This window comes from Nostoc punctiforme PCC 73102, from assembly GCF_000020025.1.
Classification (GTDB): domain Bacteria; phylum Cyanobacteriota; class Cyanobacteriia; order Cyanobacteriales; family Nostocaceae; genus Nostoc; species Nostoc punctiforme.
In genome coordinates, this window is the sequence record NC_010628.1 from 7,357,749 (window position 1) to 7,376,194 (window position 18,446).

12 protein-coding genes are annotated in these 18,446 nt (G+C 41.3%); 8 read left to right on the top strand and 4 right to left on the bottom strand.

The annotated features are described in order from the left end of the window. Positions 1-319 precede the first annotated feature (319 nt). The 6 genes from NPUN_RS30165 (at position 320) to NPUN_RS30190 (ending at position 12,626) form a co-directional block, all read left to right on the top strand. Positions 320-1,516, top strand: coding sequence for a response regulator (locus NPUN_RS30165; protein ID WP_012412194.1), 1,197 nt, complete (start codon positions 320-322; stop codon positions 1,514-1,516). A 213-nt stretch (positions 1,517-1,729) separates the two neighbouring features. Then, complete coding sequence (locus NPUN_RS30170; RefSeq protein WP_012412195.1) at positions 1,730-2,095, top strand: response regulator transcription factor; 366 nt, start codon at positions 1,730-1,732, stop codon at positions 2,093-2,095. A 13-nt stretch (positions 2,096-2,108) separates the two neighbouring features. Next, positions 2,109-2,639: a chemotaxis protein CheW gene (locus NPUN_RS30175; protein WP_012412196.1), complete on the top strand. Its 531-nt coding sequence runs from the start codon at positions 2,109-2,111 to the stop codon at positions 2,637-2,639. A 14-nt stretch (positions 2,640-2,653) separates the two neighbouring features. Beyond that, positions 2,654-5,587, top strand: coding sequence for a methyl-accepting chemotaxis protein (locus tag NPUN_RS30180; protein WP_041566498.1), 2,934 nt, complete (start codon positions 2,654-2,656; stop codon positions 5,585-5,587). A 196-nt stretch (positions 5,588-5,783) separates the two neighbouring features. After that, a complete protein-coding gene (locus tag NPUN_RS30185; RefSeq protein ID WP_012412198.1) occupies positions 5,784-11,381 on the top strand; it encodes a hybrid sensor histidine kinase/response regulator in 5,598 nt (1,865 codons plus the stop codon). Positions 11,382-12,281: 900 nt separating this feature from the next. Beyond that, positions 12,282-12,626, top strand: coding sequence for a DUF1815 family protein (locus NPUN_RS30190; protein WP_012412199.1), 345 nt, complete (start codon positions 12,282-12,284; stop codon positions 12,624-12,626). A 57-nt stretch (positions 12,627-12,683) separates the two neighbouring features. Here NPUN_RS30190 and NPUN_RS44305 read toward each other — a convergent pair whose 3' ends face one another. Continuing rightward, the gene (locus NPUN_RS44305) at positions 12,684-12,818 is read right to left on the bottom strand and encodes a hypothetical protein (RefSeq protein WP_272913943.1); all 135 of its coding nucleotides are present in this window, start codon (positions 12,816-12,818) and stop codon (positions 12,684-12,686) included. 241 nt (positions 12,819-13,059) lie between these two features. After that, positions 13,060-15,129 carry a CHAT domain-containing protein gene (locus NPUN_RS30195; protein WP_012412200.1) on the bottom strand — a complete coding sequence of 690 codons (2,070 nt, stop codon included), beginning with the start codon at positions 15,127-15,129 and terminating at the stop codon, positions 13,060-13,062. Positions 15,130-15,246: 117 nt separating this feature from the next. On the opposite strand from NPUN_RS30195, the gene NPUN_RS30200 reads away from it, so the two are divergent. Then, entirely contained in the window at positions 15,247-15,747 is a 501-nt protein-coding gene (locus NPUN_RS30200) for an acyl-CoA thioesterase (protein ID WP_041565716.1), read from the top strand. Between the two features lie 102 nt (positions 15,748-15,849). Here the strand turns inward: NPUN_RS30200 and NPUN_RS30205 are convergent, their stop codons facing one another. After that, entirely contained in the window at positions 15,850-16,047 is a 198-nt protein-coding gene (locus NPUN_RS30205; RefSeq protein ID WP_041565717.1) for a hypothetical protein, read from the bottom strand. A 341-nt stretch (positions 16,048-16,388) separates the two neighbouring features. Here NPUN_RS30205 and NPUN_RS30210 point away from each other — a divergent pair, with 341 nt between their 5' ends. After that, the gene (locus NPUN_RS30210; protein ID WP_012412203.1) at positions 16,389-16,802 is read left to right on the top strand and encodes a hypothetical protein; all 414 of its coding nucleotides are present in this window, start codon (positions 16,389-16,391) and stop codon (positions 16,800-16,802) included. A gap of 153 nt (positions 16,803-16,955) precedes the next feature. Here NPUN_RS30210 and dxr read toward each other — a convergent pair whose 3' ends face one another. Further along, the gene (gene dxr / locus NPUN_RS30215; RefSeq protein WP_012412204.1) at positions 16,956-18,152 is read right to left on the bottom strand and encodes a 1-deoxy-D-xylulose-5-phosphate reductoisomerase; all 1,197 of its coding nucleotides are present in this window, start codon (positions 18,150-18,152) and stop codon (positions 16,956-16,958) included. Between the last annotated feature and the right edge of the window lie 294 nt (positions 18,153-18,446).

An 18,446-nucleotide genomic window follows, 5' to 3' on the forward strand; every position in this document is an offset into this window, starting at 1 on the left:
AGGAAAACAAGACAGACAAAACTATAGACGCAATATATTACGCCTTGATATTTATAAAAGCGATTTAGTCACGCCTTTATATTTTGTACTGATGACAGTGACGATGACTTCCGTGTTAACACTAGCTTTGTCAAAGTGTATTACGAAAGATTAAGCTTTATAGCTGAATTTATTCCCTAATGCCAACAAGGAGAAGGGTAAAAATCTTGCCAATACTCCATAATCAATACTTAAACTACCTGCTCTAAAAATAGAAAAATTGCAGGACACAATTCAAAAATAATATTTAACGGCATGACAAGGAGTACTTTTTAGGTAAATGCAGGGAAATTTAAGTGAAATTGATATTTGCAGTATCCTGCAATTGATTGCGTTGGGACAGCGAACTGGGCAACTATGGGTAGAAGCTCATAGCTCTCACCATAACAACAAGCTCAGTGGAGAGGGAGCAAACATTTATCGCCCCAAACAACAGTCTTGGTTCGTCTTTTTCCTCAATGGTCAAATAATCTATTGCCGAGAAGGTGAGAGTAATTTATCCAGAATTAACGATTATTTACGTCATTATCGAGTCGAGATGCGACTCACCAACAAACAGATTGCCTCTCTACCATCAACCGACTCACCAGAGTATGCCTATCTGTGGGCACTTTTGGAGCGGAATATTATCAACCCCAAGATAGCTGGTAGTATCATTCACGGCTTGGTGCATGAAACTCTCTTTGATTTGCTGAGTTTACACCAAGGGAACTTCATTTTCCATCAGGGTGCGGCACTTGCCCCACAATTAAACACTTTCGAGATAGCTCCATTTGTTACAAAAATTACGAAGCAGGTGCAAGAGTGGAAGGAACTCTATCCGCACATTCAGTCTCCCGAACAATTGCCAGTGCTATCTGACAAAGTTCAGCTACAATCATCGCTACCAGAAGCAACTCTAGAGAAATTACAACACTGGGCTGATGGTAAAACATCCTTGCGTCAACTGGCTCGCTATCTCAATCGAGACATTTTGACAGTTGCTAAGGCAATATATCCATACGTGCAACAGAGTTGGCTACAACTAGTATATTCAGCCACAACTAAACCAGATACCCACAATGACAACTGGGAATTGAAGGGAAAACACAGGGGGCGGATAGTATGTATTGACGATGCGATCGCCATCGGTGAGACTATAAATTCGATCTTACAACCACAAGGCTATGAAGCGATCGCTCTCACCAATCCCTTAGAAGCACTGAGTCTGGTTTTTCAACTCAAACCGGATTTAATTTTGTGCGATATAGCCATGTTGGAATTGGAAGGGTACGAGGTTTGCGCCATGTTGCGACATTCCACAGCATTTCGGCTCACACCGATTATTATGCTTACTGGTAAAGATGGATTTATCGATCGAGTCAAAGCTAGTATGGTCGGGGCAACAGATTATTTAACAAAACCATTTACAGACACTGAATTACTCATGATTGTAGAGAAATATCTCAAAATAGAATTCTATGAAAATGGGGAGTAGGGAATAGGGAGTAAGGGCTGGGGGAAAACATAACTTGTTGATCTACTAAAAGATCAGTTAAAAGATGTTATCACAGAGTCAGCCAACTCAATGAAACCTCAATACCCAGGAAAATAGTGAGAACATACGATTAATTTATACAGTTAATAATTGCGGAGGAATCAGGGAATGTTCCAAATAGGAACGTCTACATCAGGAGGTAAATAGACATTTATGAGTACAGTTCTGATTGTGGAAGACAGTATCGCGCAAAGGGAGATGATTACAGACCTCCTGAAAGCAACTGGCCTAACAGTTACCCATGCCAGTGATGGATTAGAAGCATTGGAGGCAATCCAAGTAGCACCTCCCGATTTAGTGGTGTTGGATATTGTCATGCCCCGAATGAACGGCTACGAAGTTTGTCGGCGGTTAAAATCCGATCCAAAAACCCAAAATGTCCCTGTGGTTATGTGTTCTTCCAAAGGCGAAGAATTTGATCGTTACTGGGGTATGAAACAGGGTGCAGATGCCTACATAGCCAAACCGTTTCAACCAACCGAGTTGGTAGGAACAGTCAAACAACTGCTGCGAGGATAAGGATAAAAGCAATATGGTCAGCAAACCGGACTTTTTAAGTGGTAGCGGTCAAGACCACTTCCGACCAGAATTACAAGTGGAAAGTCCTGAAGGTGAGTTACATTTGAGATTTTACATTCCCTCGCATCAGGAGTTTGCACTACAAGCAACTGGCATCCGGGAGGTAATTGAACTAAGTCCTGATAGAATCACCCCGATTCCTAATGCTTCTCCTTTACTTTTGGGTACTCTAAATTTACGAGGTCGAGTTATTTGGGTGGCTGATTTAGGTCAATTTCTGGGGGAAGCAAGTGCATTAAACACGGATAGAGCAGAAATTTCGGTGATTGCCATCGAAGAGCAAGACACAATAGTGGGTTTAGCAGTAGAGGAAATCGGTGGTATGGACTGGTTGGATGTCCAGAATCTCATGCCACCAACTAGTGTTCCAGATACTATGGTTCCCTTTTTACGCGGAGAGTGGTTACTAAGTGCTAAAAATAATCAGTGTCTACGACTGCTCGATCAAATGGCAATTGTACGGAGTGCTAGGTGGGCAGGATGAAATTGGAGGAGGAAATGGCAGCAAGTATTGATAATTACGAGCCAACATATCAACAGGCGATGACCGCCTATGTTCAAAGGAATTATGAGGTTGCCGCCACTTTAGTCGATCAAGTGGTGCAAAATCTACCAAATGACCCCAATACCCATTTGTTAAGGGGTCACATCTACTATGTTTTGCAACAGTACGATGTTGCAAAAGAAGAATATCAACAGGTATTGAGCTTGACTAACGAACAAGAAATTATTGGTTTTGCCAATAATGGAATTGAGAATATCAATCAATATTTACAGTCATTCGGTGGACAGATTGATACATCAGGAAGTCAAGAGCAAATACATTCCTCAGAGATGCCCGATCCACTGGCATATAGCGAACCAGAATTAGAAGATTTGGACCCTAGTGAGGAGTTTGACAGTAATAACCTTGATTTGAACTTTTTTGGAGAGCATCAAGAAACTGTGGATGAGGTTAAAGAACTATCTTCAAATAGTCCATTTGACATCCCCACAGAAGATAGTATTGGAATGGGAAAAATACCAGATTCTTCTATAACTTTTGGTGATGACCCTTTTGCTTTGGACGAAGAATCAGAAGAACAAGATTTCAATAGCAGTAGTTATGAGGAAAAAACAGAATTAGATTTGCCTGCTTTTTGGCAGGAAGATATGTCAGAAGAGATCCATGAAGAATCATTAGTAAATAGTCATTTTTCAGAGAATGAGATCAATCACGATCGTGGAAATTCAGCTATTGATAATAATAATTCTTCATCTTCTAATTCCCAAACTAGTAGTAGCAAAAATAATTTCTCTGATTTGTTAATTGAGCCAAAGTCTCCAGAGCCTAAGATTGGTAATTTAGAATATAATAAATCTAATTTTGGAGGCGAGACTTTACTTATTGTTGTTGAAGAAGAACCTATAAATAGTTCGGCAACTACAAATAACAATAGTAGGTATGATTTGCCTGAAACCGAAGCACATGATTGGTTGAAGTCAAAAGATTTGGAAGTAGAACAAGAGTTTCAAACAGAATCATCTGATAATTATTCATCTTTTAAGAGCGATATTCCTCTGGAAGAAAAGCAGATGAAATCAAGTGAAATCATCAGCAAAAATAGCTTTGATGATGAGAATTTTGATATGGAAGCATTTGAGTCTGCCTTTGGCTCAGATGGTTTAAGTTCTTATGAAGACTCAAGCAATATACTGAATGGAGAAAATTCTAAGAGCAATATTGACTTTTTAGATGACTTTGAGGAATTTGACGATTTAGGAAACATTCCAGGGTTTGACCTGATTGAAGAAGATTCTAACTTCGGTGATGCAGCAATGTATTCTGCTCCAGCAGAAGCTAGTGGCAGTGGACGCTCTCAAAGCACGGATACTTCTGGAAGCAATGCAGCCGATCGCGAAGAGGAACTATTCTCGATGACTGGTTCTCATGAAGGAGTTCCAGTCTTTAGCCAAACAGATGTCTCGAAACTAGAACCCAACGTTAGCGTCGAGCAAGGCTGGTTAGCACCATTAGAGAATGCCTCCATAGAACGGAAACAATGGTTAATTGCTGGAAGTGTGGGCATTGTCTCAGCGTTGGTTGTAGCCACAGTTAGCTTTGTCGCCACCACGTTTTCGCCAGTCCAACAACGGGAATCAGTACGAAACACTGGTTGGGCAATGTCCCTAGCAGCCGGGATTGCCGGTTTTGCTACCGCAGGCTTCATGGGAAATCTTACACTCAAACAAATTCGGCGCACAACCAATGATCTGCAAGCTCAGTTTGAAGCTGTACGCCAAGGAAATTTGAATGCTCAAGCTACAGTGTTTTCTGAAGATGAATTGGGGCATTTATCCACTGGCTTTAATGAAATGGCGCGGGTAATTTTCACAACTACAAGTGAAGCCCAACGGAAAGCCGATGAACAAGAGGAAGCCAAGGAAAACCTACAACGTCAAGTGATTCGCCTCTTGGACGATGTGGAAGGAGCTGCTAGAGGCGATTTAACAGTCCAAGCTGAAGTGACAGCCGACGTACTAGGAGCCGTAGCCGACGCTTTTAATCTGACAATTCAAAACCTGCGAGATATTGTGCAACAGGTAAAAGTGGCAGCGAAGGATGTGACAAAAGGTGCAACCAACTCTGAAACTTTTGCTAGAGCATTATCTAGTGATGCTTTGCGTCAGGCAGAAGAGTTAGCAGTAACGCTGAATTCTGTACAGGTAATGACTGACTCGATTCAGCGAGTCGCAGAGGCGGCGCGGGAAGCTGAAACCGTTGCTCGTGATGCTAGTACGATCGCTCTCAAAGGTGGTGAAGCAGTAGAAAATACCGTCGCAGGTATTTTAGAAATTCGAGAAACCGTTGCCGAAACCACTCGCAAAGTGAAGCGGTTGGCGGAATCTTCTCAAGAAATTTCTAAAATTGTAGCGTTGATTTCTCAAATTGCTTCCAGAACCAACTTGTTAGCACTCAATGCTAGTATTGAGGCGGCAAGAGCGGGAGAAGCTGGACGCGGGTTTGCGATCGTAGCAGACGAAGTGCGCCAGTTAGCAGATAAATCTGCTAAATCCCTCAAGGAAATTGAACAAATTGTGATGCAAATCCAAAGCGAAACAGGTTCTGTAATGACCGCGATGGAAGAAGGCACACAACAAGTAATTAAAGGGACAAAATTGGCAGAAGAAGCCAAGCGATCGCTCGAAAATATTATTCAAGTGGCGAATCGTATTGATATTCTTGTACGATCTATTACTAGCGATACTGTGGAACAGACTGAAACCTCCCGCGCTGTCGCTCATGTAATGCAATCAGTAGAACTAACTGCACAAGAAACTTCCCAGGAAGCACAGCGAGTTTCAGGTGCCCTACAACACTTAGTAGGTGTATCCCGTGACTTGATCGCCTCCGTTGAACGTTTCCGAGTGGAAACTATGGAAACCAGGTAAAAAAGTTAGGAGTTAGGAGTGAGGAGTTAGAACTAAAAATCACAACTCACAACTTGAAATAAAGTTAGGAGTTAGGAGTAAAAAGTTAGCAATAAAAATTACAACTCATAACTCATAATTCATAACTCATAACTCATAACTCATAACTCACAACTCACAACTCACAACTCATAACTCATAACTCATAACTTTTGCTATGCTGCCGGAACAACAACAGCGGATTTTGGGTTACTTTATCGAAGAAGCCAGGGATCACCTGAATACCATTGAGCAGGGGTTACTGAATCTAGAAGGTACCCTGAACGACCCGGAAATGATCAGTGAAGTCTTCCGGGCGGCTCACTCCATCAAAGGAGGAGCGGCGATGCTTGGATTGACTAGCATCCAGCATACCTCCCACCGTCTGGAAGATTGTTTCAAAGTTCTTAAAGATAATCCGGTTCAGATTGACCAAAAGTTAGAGTCTTTATTTCTTGGTGTATCTGATACCCTGAAATCGCTGTTAGAGCATTTGAGCGGGCCTTACGGTCTTTCTGAAGATGCAGCAAATACTTTGATGTCAGAAACGGAGCCAGTCTTTCAATGGCTGTATGAACATCTAGAACTACTTGTACAACAAGGAAAAAGTGGAGTATCTAGCAATCCTGACGCAACAGAACTACACACAACCTCTGTAGAGAATGTCTCCACACTTACAGAACTTTTCCTGCGACGAGATATTCCTAGCTTGGCAGAAGACACCCATCAGGAATCTCCAGAAATATCTGTCTCAATAGCACCTCAGCAGGTGCGAGACGCTAACGCTGCGCGAGACGCTCGCAGACTCGCTAACGCTGCGCTATCGCCAGTCACCGCTAAAGAACATAATAATTGGGGCGAGTTTCAAGCCCAAGTGCTGCAAACACTGCGGGAAATGTTGCAACTGTTTAAGCAAACCACAACTCCCTCAACTCGGCAAAACCTTCAACAATGCTGTTACCAGTTAGTCAAACTTGGTGAGACTTGGAATTTGTCCAAGTGGTGTGGTTTGTGTCAAGCAGCAGCTAGTGCGATCGGCAATCCTGAAAATAGTTATCTGACTTTAGCTAAAATTGTCATTACCGAAATCAAGCAAGCTCAAGAATTAGTCCTGCAAGGTAGAGAAACCGAAATTGCAATTAGTCAGCAACTGGAAGCACTTTTGAGCTTGGCAGAAATTGAGCTGTTAGAAGTTACTCCTGATTTGTTTGATGAACAGTCTGCGGCTTTGACAGAATCATCAATTACGTTAGAGCCAATTTTATCTGGCAACACCGAGCAGTTAGACCTAGCCCAAACAACCGAGGAACTTAATCTAGATAAGGATACTAGCGATAGCGCAGCGTTAGCGAGTCCAGAAGCGTCTGGTTACGCCAACGTCAAGGGCGATCGCCCCTATGTTCAACAAGGGACACCACTCAACGCTGCAACTCACACTAGTTTTTCTTTCACCACACATGACGAAGCACATCCAATCAGTAATAATCTTGACCCCAATGGGCCAGAGGTAGGAATAGCTGAGTTAAATACCCTTGCCGATTTATTTGAAGGTGAGACTCCCGAACTAGATGAAAGTTGGCATCAAGAAGAAACTTTAGATATTGTTGCCATCGATGATTTTGGAATTGATTTCAGTAACACTGACGCTGAGGATGCTCATAGCGATTTATCTGATTTACTCTCCTTGGATCAAGTAGCAACTACAGCCACGACGGAAGATTTATCCCTGTTATTTGGCGACAATTTCCTAGAAAAAGAGAATTCAGAACCACAACATCAACAAACATCTGCTACAGCTCCAGAGTTAAGTTCTATTAACGTACTTGATATAAATTTAGACTCTTCTTCCGAAGATTTACAAGAATTTATTGATATTCCAAGTGAGACAAACCAGCTTGCTGGTGTCAACAAAAATGATGTAGTTGAAGATTTATTGACACTGGCACTAGATGATGATTTCGAAATATTGCCTACAGACGAAGTGACTCAACCAGAAACTGAGGCATTCGCCACTGTGGAACTATCAACCAATCAACCAAATAATTTTGATAATTTATTCTCAGAAAGTAGAAATGCAAATTGGGTAGAAGAAATTACCCCTAGTGACTATATAGAATTACCCCAGGAAACAGGCTTCTCTTCAGACAATCTGTTTGCTGAAATGGAAGAAGAGACACTACTACCTACAAGCGAACCAGAAATCGTTGATTTATTTGATACATCTACAGTAACAACACCTGAATTCTCTCAATCAGACAATGATCTGAGTAGCTTCTGGAATCAGGAAAGTACAGAGGAACAGGACGATTTCAATTCCTTGATTGAGCAGAATGTAGAAAGGGCGTTAGAGGAGAGTTTATTTGCTACGACTGATGATATTTTTGCCGACAGTCAGCAGTCTATACCTTCTGATAGAGCTAGTTTTGGCTTGGAAGAATTGGATATCAATTTTCAGCACGAAGAGCAGCTAGATTTGATATTTTCATCAGATTCTGGAAATGATTTATTTGATGAATTAGCACAGAGTGACTCAACTATTTCCCCGGGAATCAGTAATACCCCCACGCCGGAAACGCCTTTTTTCGCGCAGCATCTAGGGGAAGAAACTCTCAGATCACAACAACCAGAGGCTTTAGATTTTGCTCCAGAATTTACTCATCAGTTCCCAGAAATATCTGCTGTTGATCTGGAGCTTGATTCATTCGGCTCTTTCGATGAAAATCCGCAACTGCTGTTTGAAGATGTAGATACAGACTCAACCTATATTCAGATGGAAACCACAGTGGATACTGTGGATGAACTATCTCTTACAGAAACTTTAGATTCAGTCCAAGCACAGCCAAATGATTTGTTCGGCTCTTTCGATGAAAATCCGCAACTGCTGTTTGAAGATGTAGATACAGACTCAACCTATATTCAGATGGAAACCACAGTGGATACTGTGGATGAACTATCTCTTACCGAAACTTTAGATTCAGTCCAAGCACAGCCAAATGATTTGTTCGGCTCTTTCGATGAAAATCCGCAACTGCTGTTTGAAGATGTAGCTACAGACTCAATCTATATTCAGATAGAAACCACAGTGGATACTGTGGATGAACTATCTCTTACAGAAACTTCTTTAGATATTAGTTTTGGTGAAACTTCAGATTCAGCCCAAACAAACTTAGAAAATTTAGGAACGGAAGAGAACAATAACTTAGAAACTGCTTTTGAATTACCAAAAAACCCGGATTTAGAAGACACACATCTGGGTTTTGCAAATGCTTTACTTTTTACAGAAACTGCTCTATTAGAAGCAATTAACCAGGAAGAATTAGAAGAAAACGCGGCAACAATTAATTCGCAAGATGTCAATGACTTCACACAAACGATTATTCAGGAAGATGTAGAAACCGATTTATATGATTTAGGAGAGACATCTAAATCTGTAATAGTGTCAGAGGAAGAAAATGCTATTGTTGCCTCAACTGAAGAATTGGTAATGACAGAAACCGTTGAAGTAGTTGCTCCAGAAGATGATTTTGCAGACTTGGAAGCATTATTAGGAGAGGAAATAGCACTTAACTCCAAAACTGCCTCAATACCAGAAGTAGATTTTGCAGCCCTGGAAGAATTGCTCGGTACAGATAACGACAGCGATGTCCACGACGGGCTACGCCAACGCCAACCCTTCAATACTCAACCAGTCTTGGCGAAAAATGACGTTCCATCACCAGCTATAGATGAATTTGGTGACTTGGAGAAGTTGTTGGCAGAAGCGGATCAAACAATATCCCATTCACCAGCAGCAAAATCGAACACCAGCAAACCTCCCCGTCCCTCTACTCGTCGGGCTGCAAGATTTGAAGAAACGATGAAGGTTCCAGTTAAGCAACTGGACGATATGAGTAATTTAGTCGGGGAGTTGGTGGTAAATCGCAATACCTTAGAGCAAGATCATGAACGGCTACGGCAGTCATTAGATAACTTGCTGATTCAGGTACAACAACTCTCGGATGTGGGCGCAAGGATGCAAGAGTTGTACGAGCGATCGCTCCTAGAAGCCTCTCTATTAGCAGGACGCAAAAAGAAAGACCCTGGCTTACAAGCACCTGATTCCAACGCCGATAGGGGTTTTAGCGAGTTAGAAATGGATCGTTTTACTCCCTTCCATACACTCTCACAGCAGATGATCGAACGCATTGTGCGAGTGCGTGAGTCGGCAAGTGACATTGATTTTGTCACCGAAGAAACCGAGCGAGTTGCAAGGCAGTTCCGCCAAGTAACCACCCAGCTACAAGAGGGATTAACAAGAGCGCGAATGGTTCCTTTTGCCCAAACTATCGATCGCTGGCGGCGAGGAGTGCGCGACAACGCCATCAAGTGTGGCAAACAAGTGGAGTTGGTAATCGAAGGTGGCGATACCTTAATTGACAAGATGATTTTGGATCATCTGACCGATCCATTAACTCACATGTTGAATAATGCGATCGCTCACGGTATTGAAACGCCAGAAGAACGACAAGCTGCTGGTAAACCACACGTGGGAATCATTACTATCCGTGCCTTCCACCAAGGCAACCAAACAATCATTTCTGTAGGCGATGATGGCGCAGGTATCGATTCTGCCAAGGTTAAGGCTAAGGCGGTGAAGATTGGGATGATTACAGAAGCGCAAGCAAAAGCTATGTCTCGCCTGGAAGTCTACGATCTGCTATTCCAGTCTGGTTTTACAATCAAAGACCAAGCAGATGAAATTTCCGGTCGTGGTGTGGGTATGGACGTAGTGCGTTCCGAAATTAGCGAAATTCGGGGGACAGTGAACACCGATTCTGCGATTGGTAAGGGAACCACCTTTACGATTCGTTTACCACTGACTTTGAGTATTTGTAAAGCTCTCTGCTGCGTCTCCGATCGCTCCAGGATCGCCTTCCCGATGGATGGTGTAGAAGATACGCTGGATATACCAGTGAAAAATATTCAGCACGATGCCAATGGACAATCATTTATTTCCTGGCGCGATACGGTGCTGCCATTCCGACCCCTGAAGGAGCTTTTAACCTTCAATCGTCAAATCAGTCGCGGTAATGTCTATGGCGGTACGCGAGATGATGATATGGTTTCTGTGGTTGTGGTGCGATCGGCAAATACCCTGATTGCTCTACAGATTGACCTAGTGTTAAGCGAACAAGAAATTGTAATTAAGCAATTTGAAGGCCCAGCACCTAAACCCATTGGTGTCGCCGGTGCTACAGTCTTGGGTGATGGTCGGATTATGCCTATTGCCGATGTGCTGGAAATAATAGACATCTTCCAGGGACGGATTTCTACACAAATGGGTGGCAATTCTTGGCAGCAGAAAGGGGCTCCCATAGACACCTCTCCTGCGAAGATTGACCCGACAGTGCTGATCGTTGATGACTCCATTACAGTCCGAGAATTGCTATCCCTGACATTTAACAAAGCCGGTTATCGTGTAGAACAGGCGCGTGATGGACAGGAAGCTTGGGATAAACTCCGCTCCGGTCTGCCTTGCGATATCGTATTTTGCGACATCGAAATGCCCCGCTGCGATGGTCTGGAATTACTCTCTCGCATTCAGAAAGACTCTAACCTCAACCACCTACCGATCGCTATGCTCACCTCGCGGGGTGCAGATAAGCACAGACAAATTGCAGCTCAACTTGGTGCTAGTGGCTACTTTACCAAGCCCTATCTCGAAGAAGCTCTCCTTGAAGCTGCGGCGCGGATGTTAAAAGGGGAAAAACTTGTTAGCACTACGAGTAATGTTTAGTTAGTAATGAAAAACTCCATCCCCTTTTGGGTGGAGTTTTGAGGCATGGGGAAGAGTTAACAATGCCCCTGCCGACTTTCAATAAAAAATAATTACTCAGTTTGAATAAATAATCGAAATATACTATACATAGATTTTTTGTGGCAAAACCAAACTAAAATAATTATCTTTCCAAATTTATATGCTTTGGTTCGTACCACTTTTTGAGGATAATCCCAAAATAGCTGAAAATATTGCCTAAATGGCAACATTGCTCTGCTGAGTTTAGGTACTGTCAGTGTTAAGTTGATCCATTCTGGATTCTACACTCAGACTTAATCTTTCGGTTACATAAAGGTTGTATAAAGTACTATACTTAACTGCTTTTAGTACTGAATTTCAAATTTGTACTATCATCTGCTCAACTTTATATATACGGGAGGAAGAAATTTGGTATACCTAATTATTGGTCTATACCAAAATCTACGTTAGAAAGAGAACAGATTGAACATCTAAAGAAGAGACACTATAACGATGCAAAACTACGTTATAGCCTTAAATAAGAATGAAATTGGGTGCACATCATCAGTAAAAACTAAATATGAAGCTTTTCTGTACTTGACTAGTGCTAGATTTAAGTTACTCTTAAAGCGGAATGCTTCATGTAAGAATCTACCCTGACAGAAGTGTATAAAGATATAGTTAAATTTAGCAATTCTGTCCGAGATTTTTAATTTGCAAACTGAATAGTTTGATACGGCGCTCAAAATCGCGATCTACTACCCTAAACAAGGTAGTCAATTAACGACTCAATATTATCTGTCTGGTAATTGTAGTGAATAGTTTACAATACCAGTGGATGAGAAAATCTAAAGAAAATATAAAAGAAACTCAAATGACTGTGGTGTCTGGAGGACAAAAGTGTTTCTGAGACTAGCACATCAACATCGACAATTCGTCCAAGACTTGGTAATGAACCTGCAAGCCTTGGCGGTCGTATTAGAGCGGCGCGGGTATCCTGCTTCTTGTTATACCTGTGGCGACCAAATGAATAGTGCATCGTTTATGGTTAGCTTGGGTGATAACCACCTGATTCGGTTTTTGGTGTCCGATTACGGGATTACTTGGACGGAAATGCGGGATGATCGCGAATTAATGAAGCTAGAAGGCGCAGAGGCAATTAGCCAACTGGACGAACTGGCTGATCTTGTCAAGCAATCTATGCAAACCGATACAGACTCTAAAATTCTTGCCAAGAAATATTAAGGTTCCAAAGGTCGATCGCAAATTAGAAATCGATTATCGGTAATTGGTAATGGTGGCTTAGTTAGCGATCGCTCTTATCTGTTCTCTATGACCATCAAGTGATTGGCTCGTAGCTAGCCGTCGCACATTTTTTGTATCTGTCAAAAGCTCACGATCCGGATTTTGAGCCTTTAGCTGAAAGTTAAAACGCACTGCTAATCACAATTAATATAATTATTAATTACTAATTGATTATTCATAATCAAAAGACAGGTCAAAAAACCTACAATTATCAAGCAAGTAACCCCATTGTGTTTGTAGTTTAAATCTACTTACATAACGAAATTATGAATTATTAATTATTAATTATAAATTTTTGATGAATTTTCTAGTTGACATATCAGCTACAAGCTGAAAAAAGCATTCTTTGGCAGAGGTGGGGAACGAACAACACCTAAAGCCCATTGCCAATCAAAATAAAGGATGCCCAGTAGTACGGGTGACTAAAATCACTAACCGCCCCCACGGGTACATTGTGACTTCTTACCTTCCAGCTTCCATTAATTAATGAGACTTGAGCTTGTCGTAAGGTTTCAGCTTTAGTCAAATTCCCGGTGGAGATTATACCATAAAAAGCACTCATAAGTGCCTGTGTACCACCATCATCCACAGACCACAGCGAGGCGATCGCGGCTCTTGCGCCAGTTTGTTGCATCTGATAGCCAAAGCCCAAAATTTCCTCACCGTTACCTAACTTACCTCCTAAGCCGGTTTCACAGGCGCTCAACACTACCAAATCGACATGGGGGAGTGACCAAGTGGCGACATTTCTCAAGTTAACGCGATCGCCATTTCCGAATAAAATAAACGAATCTTCTGGTTTACCGACTACAAAGGCTGCATGAGTCGCTAAATGGACAATTGTATAATCATCCATTTGGGGTACAGCTACTTTGGGGCTAAAAGCATCGTCTAAAAGCTTCGTAGTTTCAGGAACCGTAGCGGCTAAGTTTTCCACTTCCTGCGTTGCAAAGGGCAAACCAGCAAAAGCAACCTGTCGATTCCCAACTTTAATTTGATAATTACCTTTAGTAAAAGCACCAGCTAAAACCCGCAAAGTAGATTCTTGTGGGGTATTTAAGTTAGTCAGACTGGCAGATGTAATGTGATTTACACCCAAACGCTGCACTAACCATTGTTTGCCATCATATAAAGCTGTTAAAGGAATATAACGTAACTGTTCATCTGGAGCGTAAATCAGAGTTTGTGTACCTGATTGCTTCAGGTCTTTTTCTATAGGTTTAATTAGCCAGTCATACAATTGGCGTGCAGGTGCTTTGATATTCCGGCTGGGGTTGATTAAAGCTTGGCGGAAAGCACCAATTGTTTGATGGAGGTTTTCGCGTTTTACAGCAACAGTGCGATGAATCGGTGGGGATTCAGGAGTGACTAATACCAATTCCAAGCTATCTTTTAAAATCAGTGGATAGAGGATTGCAGATTTTTGAGGCAATCTTGCCAAATTATCCCGAAGTTCGTTGAGATTCTCCAAATCCAAATTTTGCCGCCTAGCTGTACGGCTAATTTGGTCTACCTGTGCCTTCACTGAAGGACTATTGATAAATTCGTTAAATTTATCCAAAAGTTGTTGTTGATTTAAGACTAATTGCTCGATTCGTTGTTTTTGTTCGAGCGATCGCTCCTTAGGAGAAATTTTCCGTAGTGTTGTTAGTTCTTTACCCAACGCAACAGCACTATCCAAGGTTTGATCCAACTTTTGCTTAATTGGTTTTTCTGTAGCTGCTATATTAATACCTTTGACAGTACGTTTATTACCTGGCACAGCCTGGAGATATTCTTCTAGTTCTTCAACTTTGAGTAAATCCATTGTCCTTTGTGCTTCAGCAACACGTTCTTGTTTGAGCAATCGTTCACCCAAAATCCGATATGTCTGGCTAACAGTTATGCTGTAAGCATTTGGTTGTGGCGCACTCAGTGCTGATGGATTCAAGCGAGCTTTTTCACGGTTAATTAAGCAATGCTTGTAGAAAAAAATTGCTAATTCTGGTTGATTTTGGATATCAAATAAGTAACCTATGTTACTGTAGGTTTTGCCAAGCCGAACAAGATCCCCAAGTTCTCTATTTATTAATAGAGCTTGCTGATAAGATTGAAGTGCTTCAGGATACTTTCTTTGACTTTGGTAGATTCTGCCGATGTTATTGAATGTTACCGCTTCCCAAGAGCGCTCTCCACGTTCTCTAGTAATGGCTAGTGCTTGCTGTAATCTCTGCAACGCTTCTTCCGATTGACCTTGCCGAGATTCTTTGATAGCTTCTTCATTGAGTCTTTCAATTTCTAAAAGCTGATTATTCTGGGATAAAGCTTGAGCTTTTTCTCCAAAGTTGTATTTCAACCTTGTATTTGTAGTTACCTGGTTCTTGTCTGGGTATACCATCCCAAAACCGAGTAAACTAAGTATAGTTAAAGTAATAAGACTAACATACCGGAGATTAGGCTGCATAACAAAACACTCCCTATACTCGGAAGTGTAAATATTAAATCAATTAAGTTATGGAACGCAATGAATTTTTATGCTATTCCATATTTGGAAAATTTATAGGTGCTTAGAAAAGTGAAAATGTCACAAGAAAAACCCAGCCAACCAAAATTACCACCCACCACCGCCCTTGATAATCCATCAAGTCATGAATTTGGGAATTGGTTTGAATATCCTCTAAGAGTGCAACCCCACCACACTGACTACTCTGGTGTTGTCTGGCACGGTTCTTATCTAGCTTGGATGGAAGAAGCGCGGATTGAATGCTTGCGATCTATAGGGATTGAATTTGCTGATTTAGTTGCGATAGGTTGTGATTTACCAGTTGTAGAACTGTCGTTGCGTTATCATCGTTCAATTCAATTGGGTATGGCAGTGGTAGTAAAAACGCGCATGGCTGAGGTAACAGGTGTCCGAATTAATTGGGATTATGCCATTGTCTCAACTGATGGGCAAGAATTATACGTTACTGCCAAGGTGACTTTAGTAGCTTTAGATCGCGAAAGAGGCAAGATTATGCGTCAGTTGCCGCCAAGTTTTAAGGATGCATTAGCCAAGATTTCAGCATTAAATAATGATTGAGCAGTATCCTATGTCAGAGTTTAACTATCCCTAATAAGTTGCTAAAGTAGGGCCAATTCATGAATTGCCTCTACTTGTCTAGTAAATAATTAATCTTACTTTTCACTTGCCGCTTTGGATATTTGATAAACTTTGAGTAAACTGCATGATGTGATGCCAAATATCTTGCGGAGTAATGCCAAAACTAATGTTTAATAAAATCAGAATTGCGGCAATGGTTAATGCGTTCTTCAGAGTGGCTTTCACCAACTTCCACAATATTACGAAGACAATCCAAGCTACAATCAACGTAGCAATCATAATATATAAATTCCTTAACAATAGCCCTTACCTGAAAGGATATTTATTCAGAAAGGGTAATTTTATCTGAACTAAAAATTACTAGTGCTAAAGCTATTAGACCTAATTTTAAATAGCTACTAAAGCCAAGATTTTTTGTCTAACTGTGCCAATGTCATATTATCTGAAAATGAGACCATAATTCAGATGAGAGGCAACTTATTTGGCAATTTGGCAGAATTTATGCAATATTTTTTACTGGCAAATCAAATTTGTATCAATAATTATAATAATATAATTATATTTTTAGAAGGATATATCCTGTTTGATTTCTAAAAATCAAAAGGCTCAAAGTAGAAAGTATGACCGCAAAAATATATACCAAACTTGGAAAGTGGTACAGCCTAGTATATTTATTGTTGGTTGCCCTAGCTTGTGCAACTGGTGCAATCATAAATTGGATTATAACTCGAAGTCATACTGCTGGTGGTGAGACATATTTTGCTACAACATTTTTTCTAGCGATCGCTTCTGTCGTGGTGGTTGCTGCAATAGTTGGAATATTTCAAGAAAAGATGTGGGCAAAATGGATTACACTTGGAATCTATAGTTGGTATATTTTTGGTAATATTCATTCAATCATCCAGCCATCTTCATTAGGCTCATTGGAAATAGATGCAAGAGGCTTTAAAGTAATGCAATTAATCGCTTTACTTTTCCCGGTTTTAGGAATTATTTTCTTATTAGAAAAGCCAAAGCCAAATGTCTCTAGTTAATCAATAAATTTATCAAATAAACAGTTTGGTAACACATTGCAAAGGATTTCCAAAAATCAATTTAGCTGTTAGCCTTCAGGCTAATGCCGAAGGCTAAATAAGAATTGGTCAAAAGCCAGAAAATATGCCTTTTGGGTATCTGAGTGAAGGTTTTTATCGCAGAGAAATTATCCGCGAGGGAGTTTCTAATTTTTCAGTCGCTGTTAAAACTTCTTGTCTTGCCCATTTATCTGCTGCCAAAATGTCATCTAAAGAGGGATTTGCACGGTTATCATTTTGATGGCGATCGCACACCCATTCGATACACCGGGGAATATCTAAAAAGCGAATTTTTTCATCTAAAAATAAAGCTACAGCTTGCTCATTTGCAGCGTTTAACACAGCTGGCATCGAACCACCAGCTTTACCCACAGCATAAGCCAACTGCATACAAGGATACTTTTGGTGATCTGGTTCCCGGAAGGTTAAATTTCCAGCTTTGACTAAATCTAGTCGTTCCCAATCGGTATATATGCGATCGGGCCAGGATAAAGCATACAGTAAAGGTAAGCGCATATCCGGCCAACCGAGTTGGGCTAAAACGGAAGTATCTTGCAGTTCAATCAGCGAGTGAATAATGCTCTGGGGATGAATGACAATTTCGATATTGTCATAATCCAACCCAAACAGGAAGTGAGCCTCAATTACTTCCAGTCCTTTATTCATCAAAGTAGCAGAGTCTACTGTGATTTTCCGCCCCATCGACCAATTAGGATGCTTGAGAGCGTCAGCAACGGTTACATCTGCTAACCTTTCTACATCCCAGTCGCGGAAAGCCCCACCAGATGCAGTGAGCAAGATTTTCCGCAAGCCAGATTTTGGCACACCTTGGAGACATTGAAAGATTGCCGAATGTTCGGAATCTGCTGGGAGTAATTTTACACCGTGTTTTTCAACTAGGGGTAGAACCACAGGAGCCCCAGCAATCAGAGTTTCTTTGTTCGCTAAGGCAATATCTTTACCAGCTTCAATAGCTGCGATCGTGGGTAGCAAACCAGCACAACCAACGATCCCAGTGACAACAGTTTGAGCATCGCCATAGCGAGCTACTTCTATCACTCCAGCCTCGCCTGCTAGTAGAATCGGTTGGGGATCGAGGTCAATGATAGCTTCTTTGAGCGCTGGTAATTTATCTTCTGAGCAAATTGCTGCTATTTTCGGTCGAAACTGCCGAATTTGAGCAGCCAACATCTCTACATTGTTCCCAGCTGCCAATCCCACAATCCGAAACTGATCTGGGTACTGAGTGACAATATCTAAAGTCTGAGTACCGATAGAACCAGTGGAACCAACAAGAGTAATCGCTTTCACAATTGCTTAAGGATTTACAGACAACTCCCACTATAAATTGCTGGGGACTCTTTAATAACAGCAATGACTATAATCGATACACTGACGCAGACAAGTAGAGACGCGGGGAGGAGGAGATCGGGGATACAAAGGGAAATTTATCCATGCTTTCCTGGCTGCGCCAACCCCAATCGGTTGATTTTAACTCGATAGACTGCTAGCCATAAAGTACTAAATTTGCTCAACTTTTATATAACTAGACAAAAAATGTACTTATAAATACTATATTTTTAAAGATAAACTCTGAGAGAATTG

Coding starts and splice junctions, on each gene's coding strand:
- NPUN_RS30180 (WP_041566498.1), top strand. CDS start 2,654: ATGGCAGCAAGTATTGATAATTACGAGCCAACATATCAACAGGCGATG.
- NPUN_RS30185 (WP_012412198.1), top strand. CDS start 5,784: ATGCTGCCGGAACAACAACAGCGGATTTTGGGTTACTTTATCGAAGAA.
- NPUN_RS30170 (WP_012412195.1), top strand. CDS start 1,730: ATGAGTACAGTTCTGATTGTGGAAGACAGTATCGCGCAAAGGGAGATG.
- NPUN_RS30195 (WP_012412200.1), bottom strand. CDS start 15,129: ATGCAGCCTAATCTCCGGTATGTTAGTCTTATTACTTTAACTATACTT.
- NPUN_RS30165 (WP_012412194.1), top strand. CDS start 320: ATGCAGGGAAATTTAAGTGAAATTGATATTTGCAGTATCCTGCAATTG.
- NPUN_RS30210 (WP_012412203.1), top strand. CDS start 16,389: ATGACCGCAAAAATATATACCAAACTTGGAAAGTGGTACAGCCTAGTA.
- NPUN_RS30200 (WP_041565716.1), top strand. CDS start 15,247: ATGTCACAAGAAAAACCCAGCCAACCAAAATTACCACCCACCACCGCC.
- NPUN_RS30205 (WP_041565717.1), bottom strand. CDS start 16,047: ATGATTGCTACGTTGATTGTAGCTTGGATTGTCTTCGTAATATTGTGG.
- NPUN_RS30175 (WP_012412196.1), top strand. CDS start 2,109: ATGGTCAGCAAACCGGACTTTTTAAGTGGTAGCGGTCAAGACCACTTC.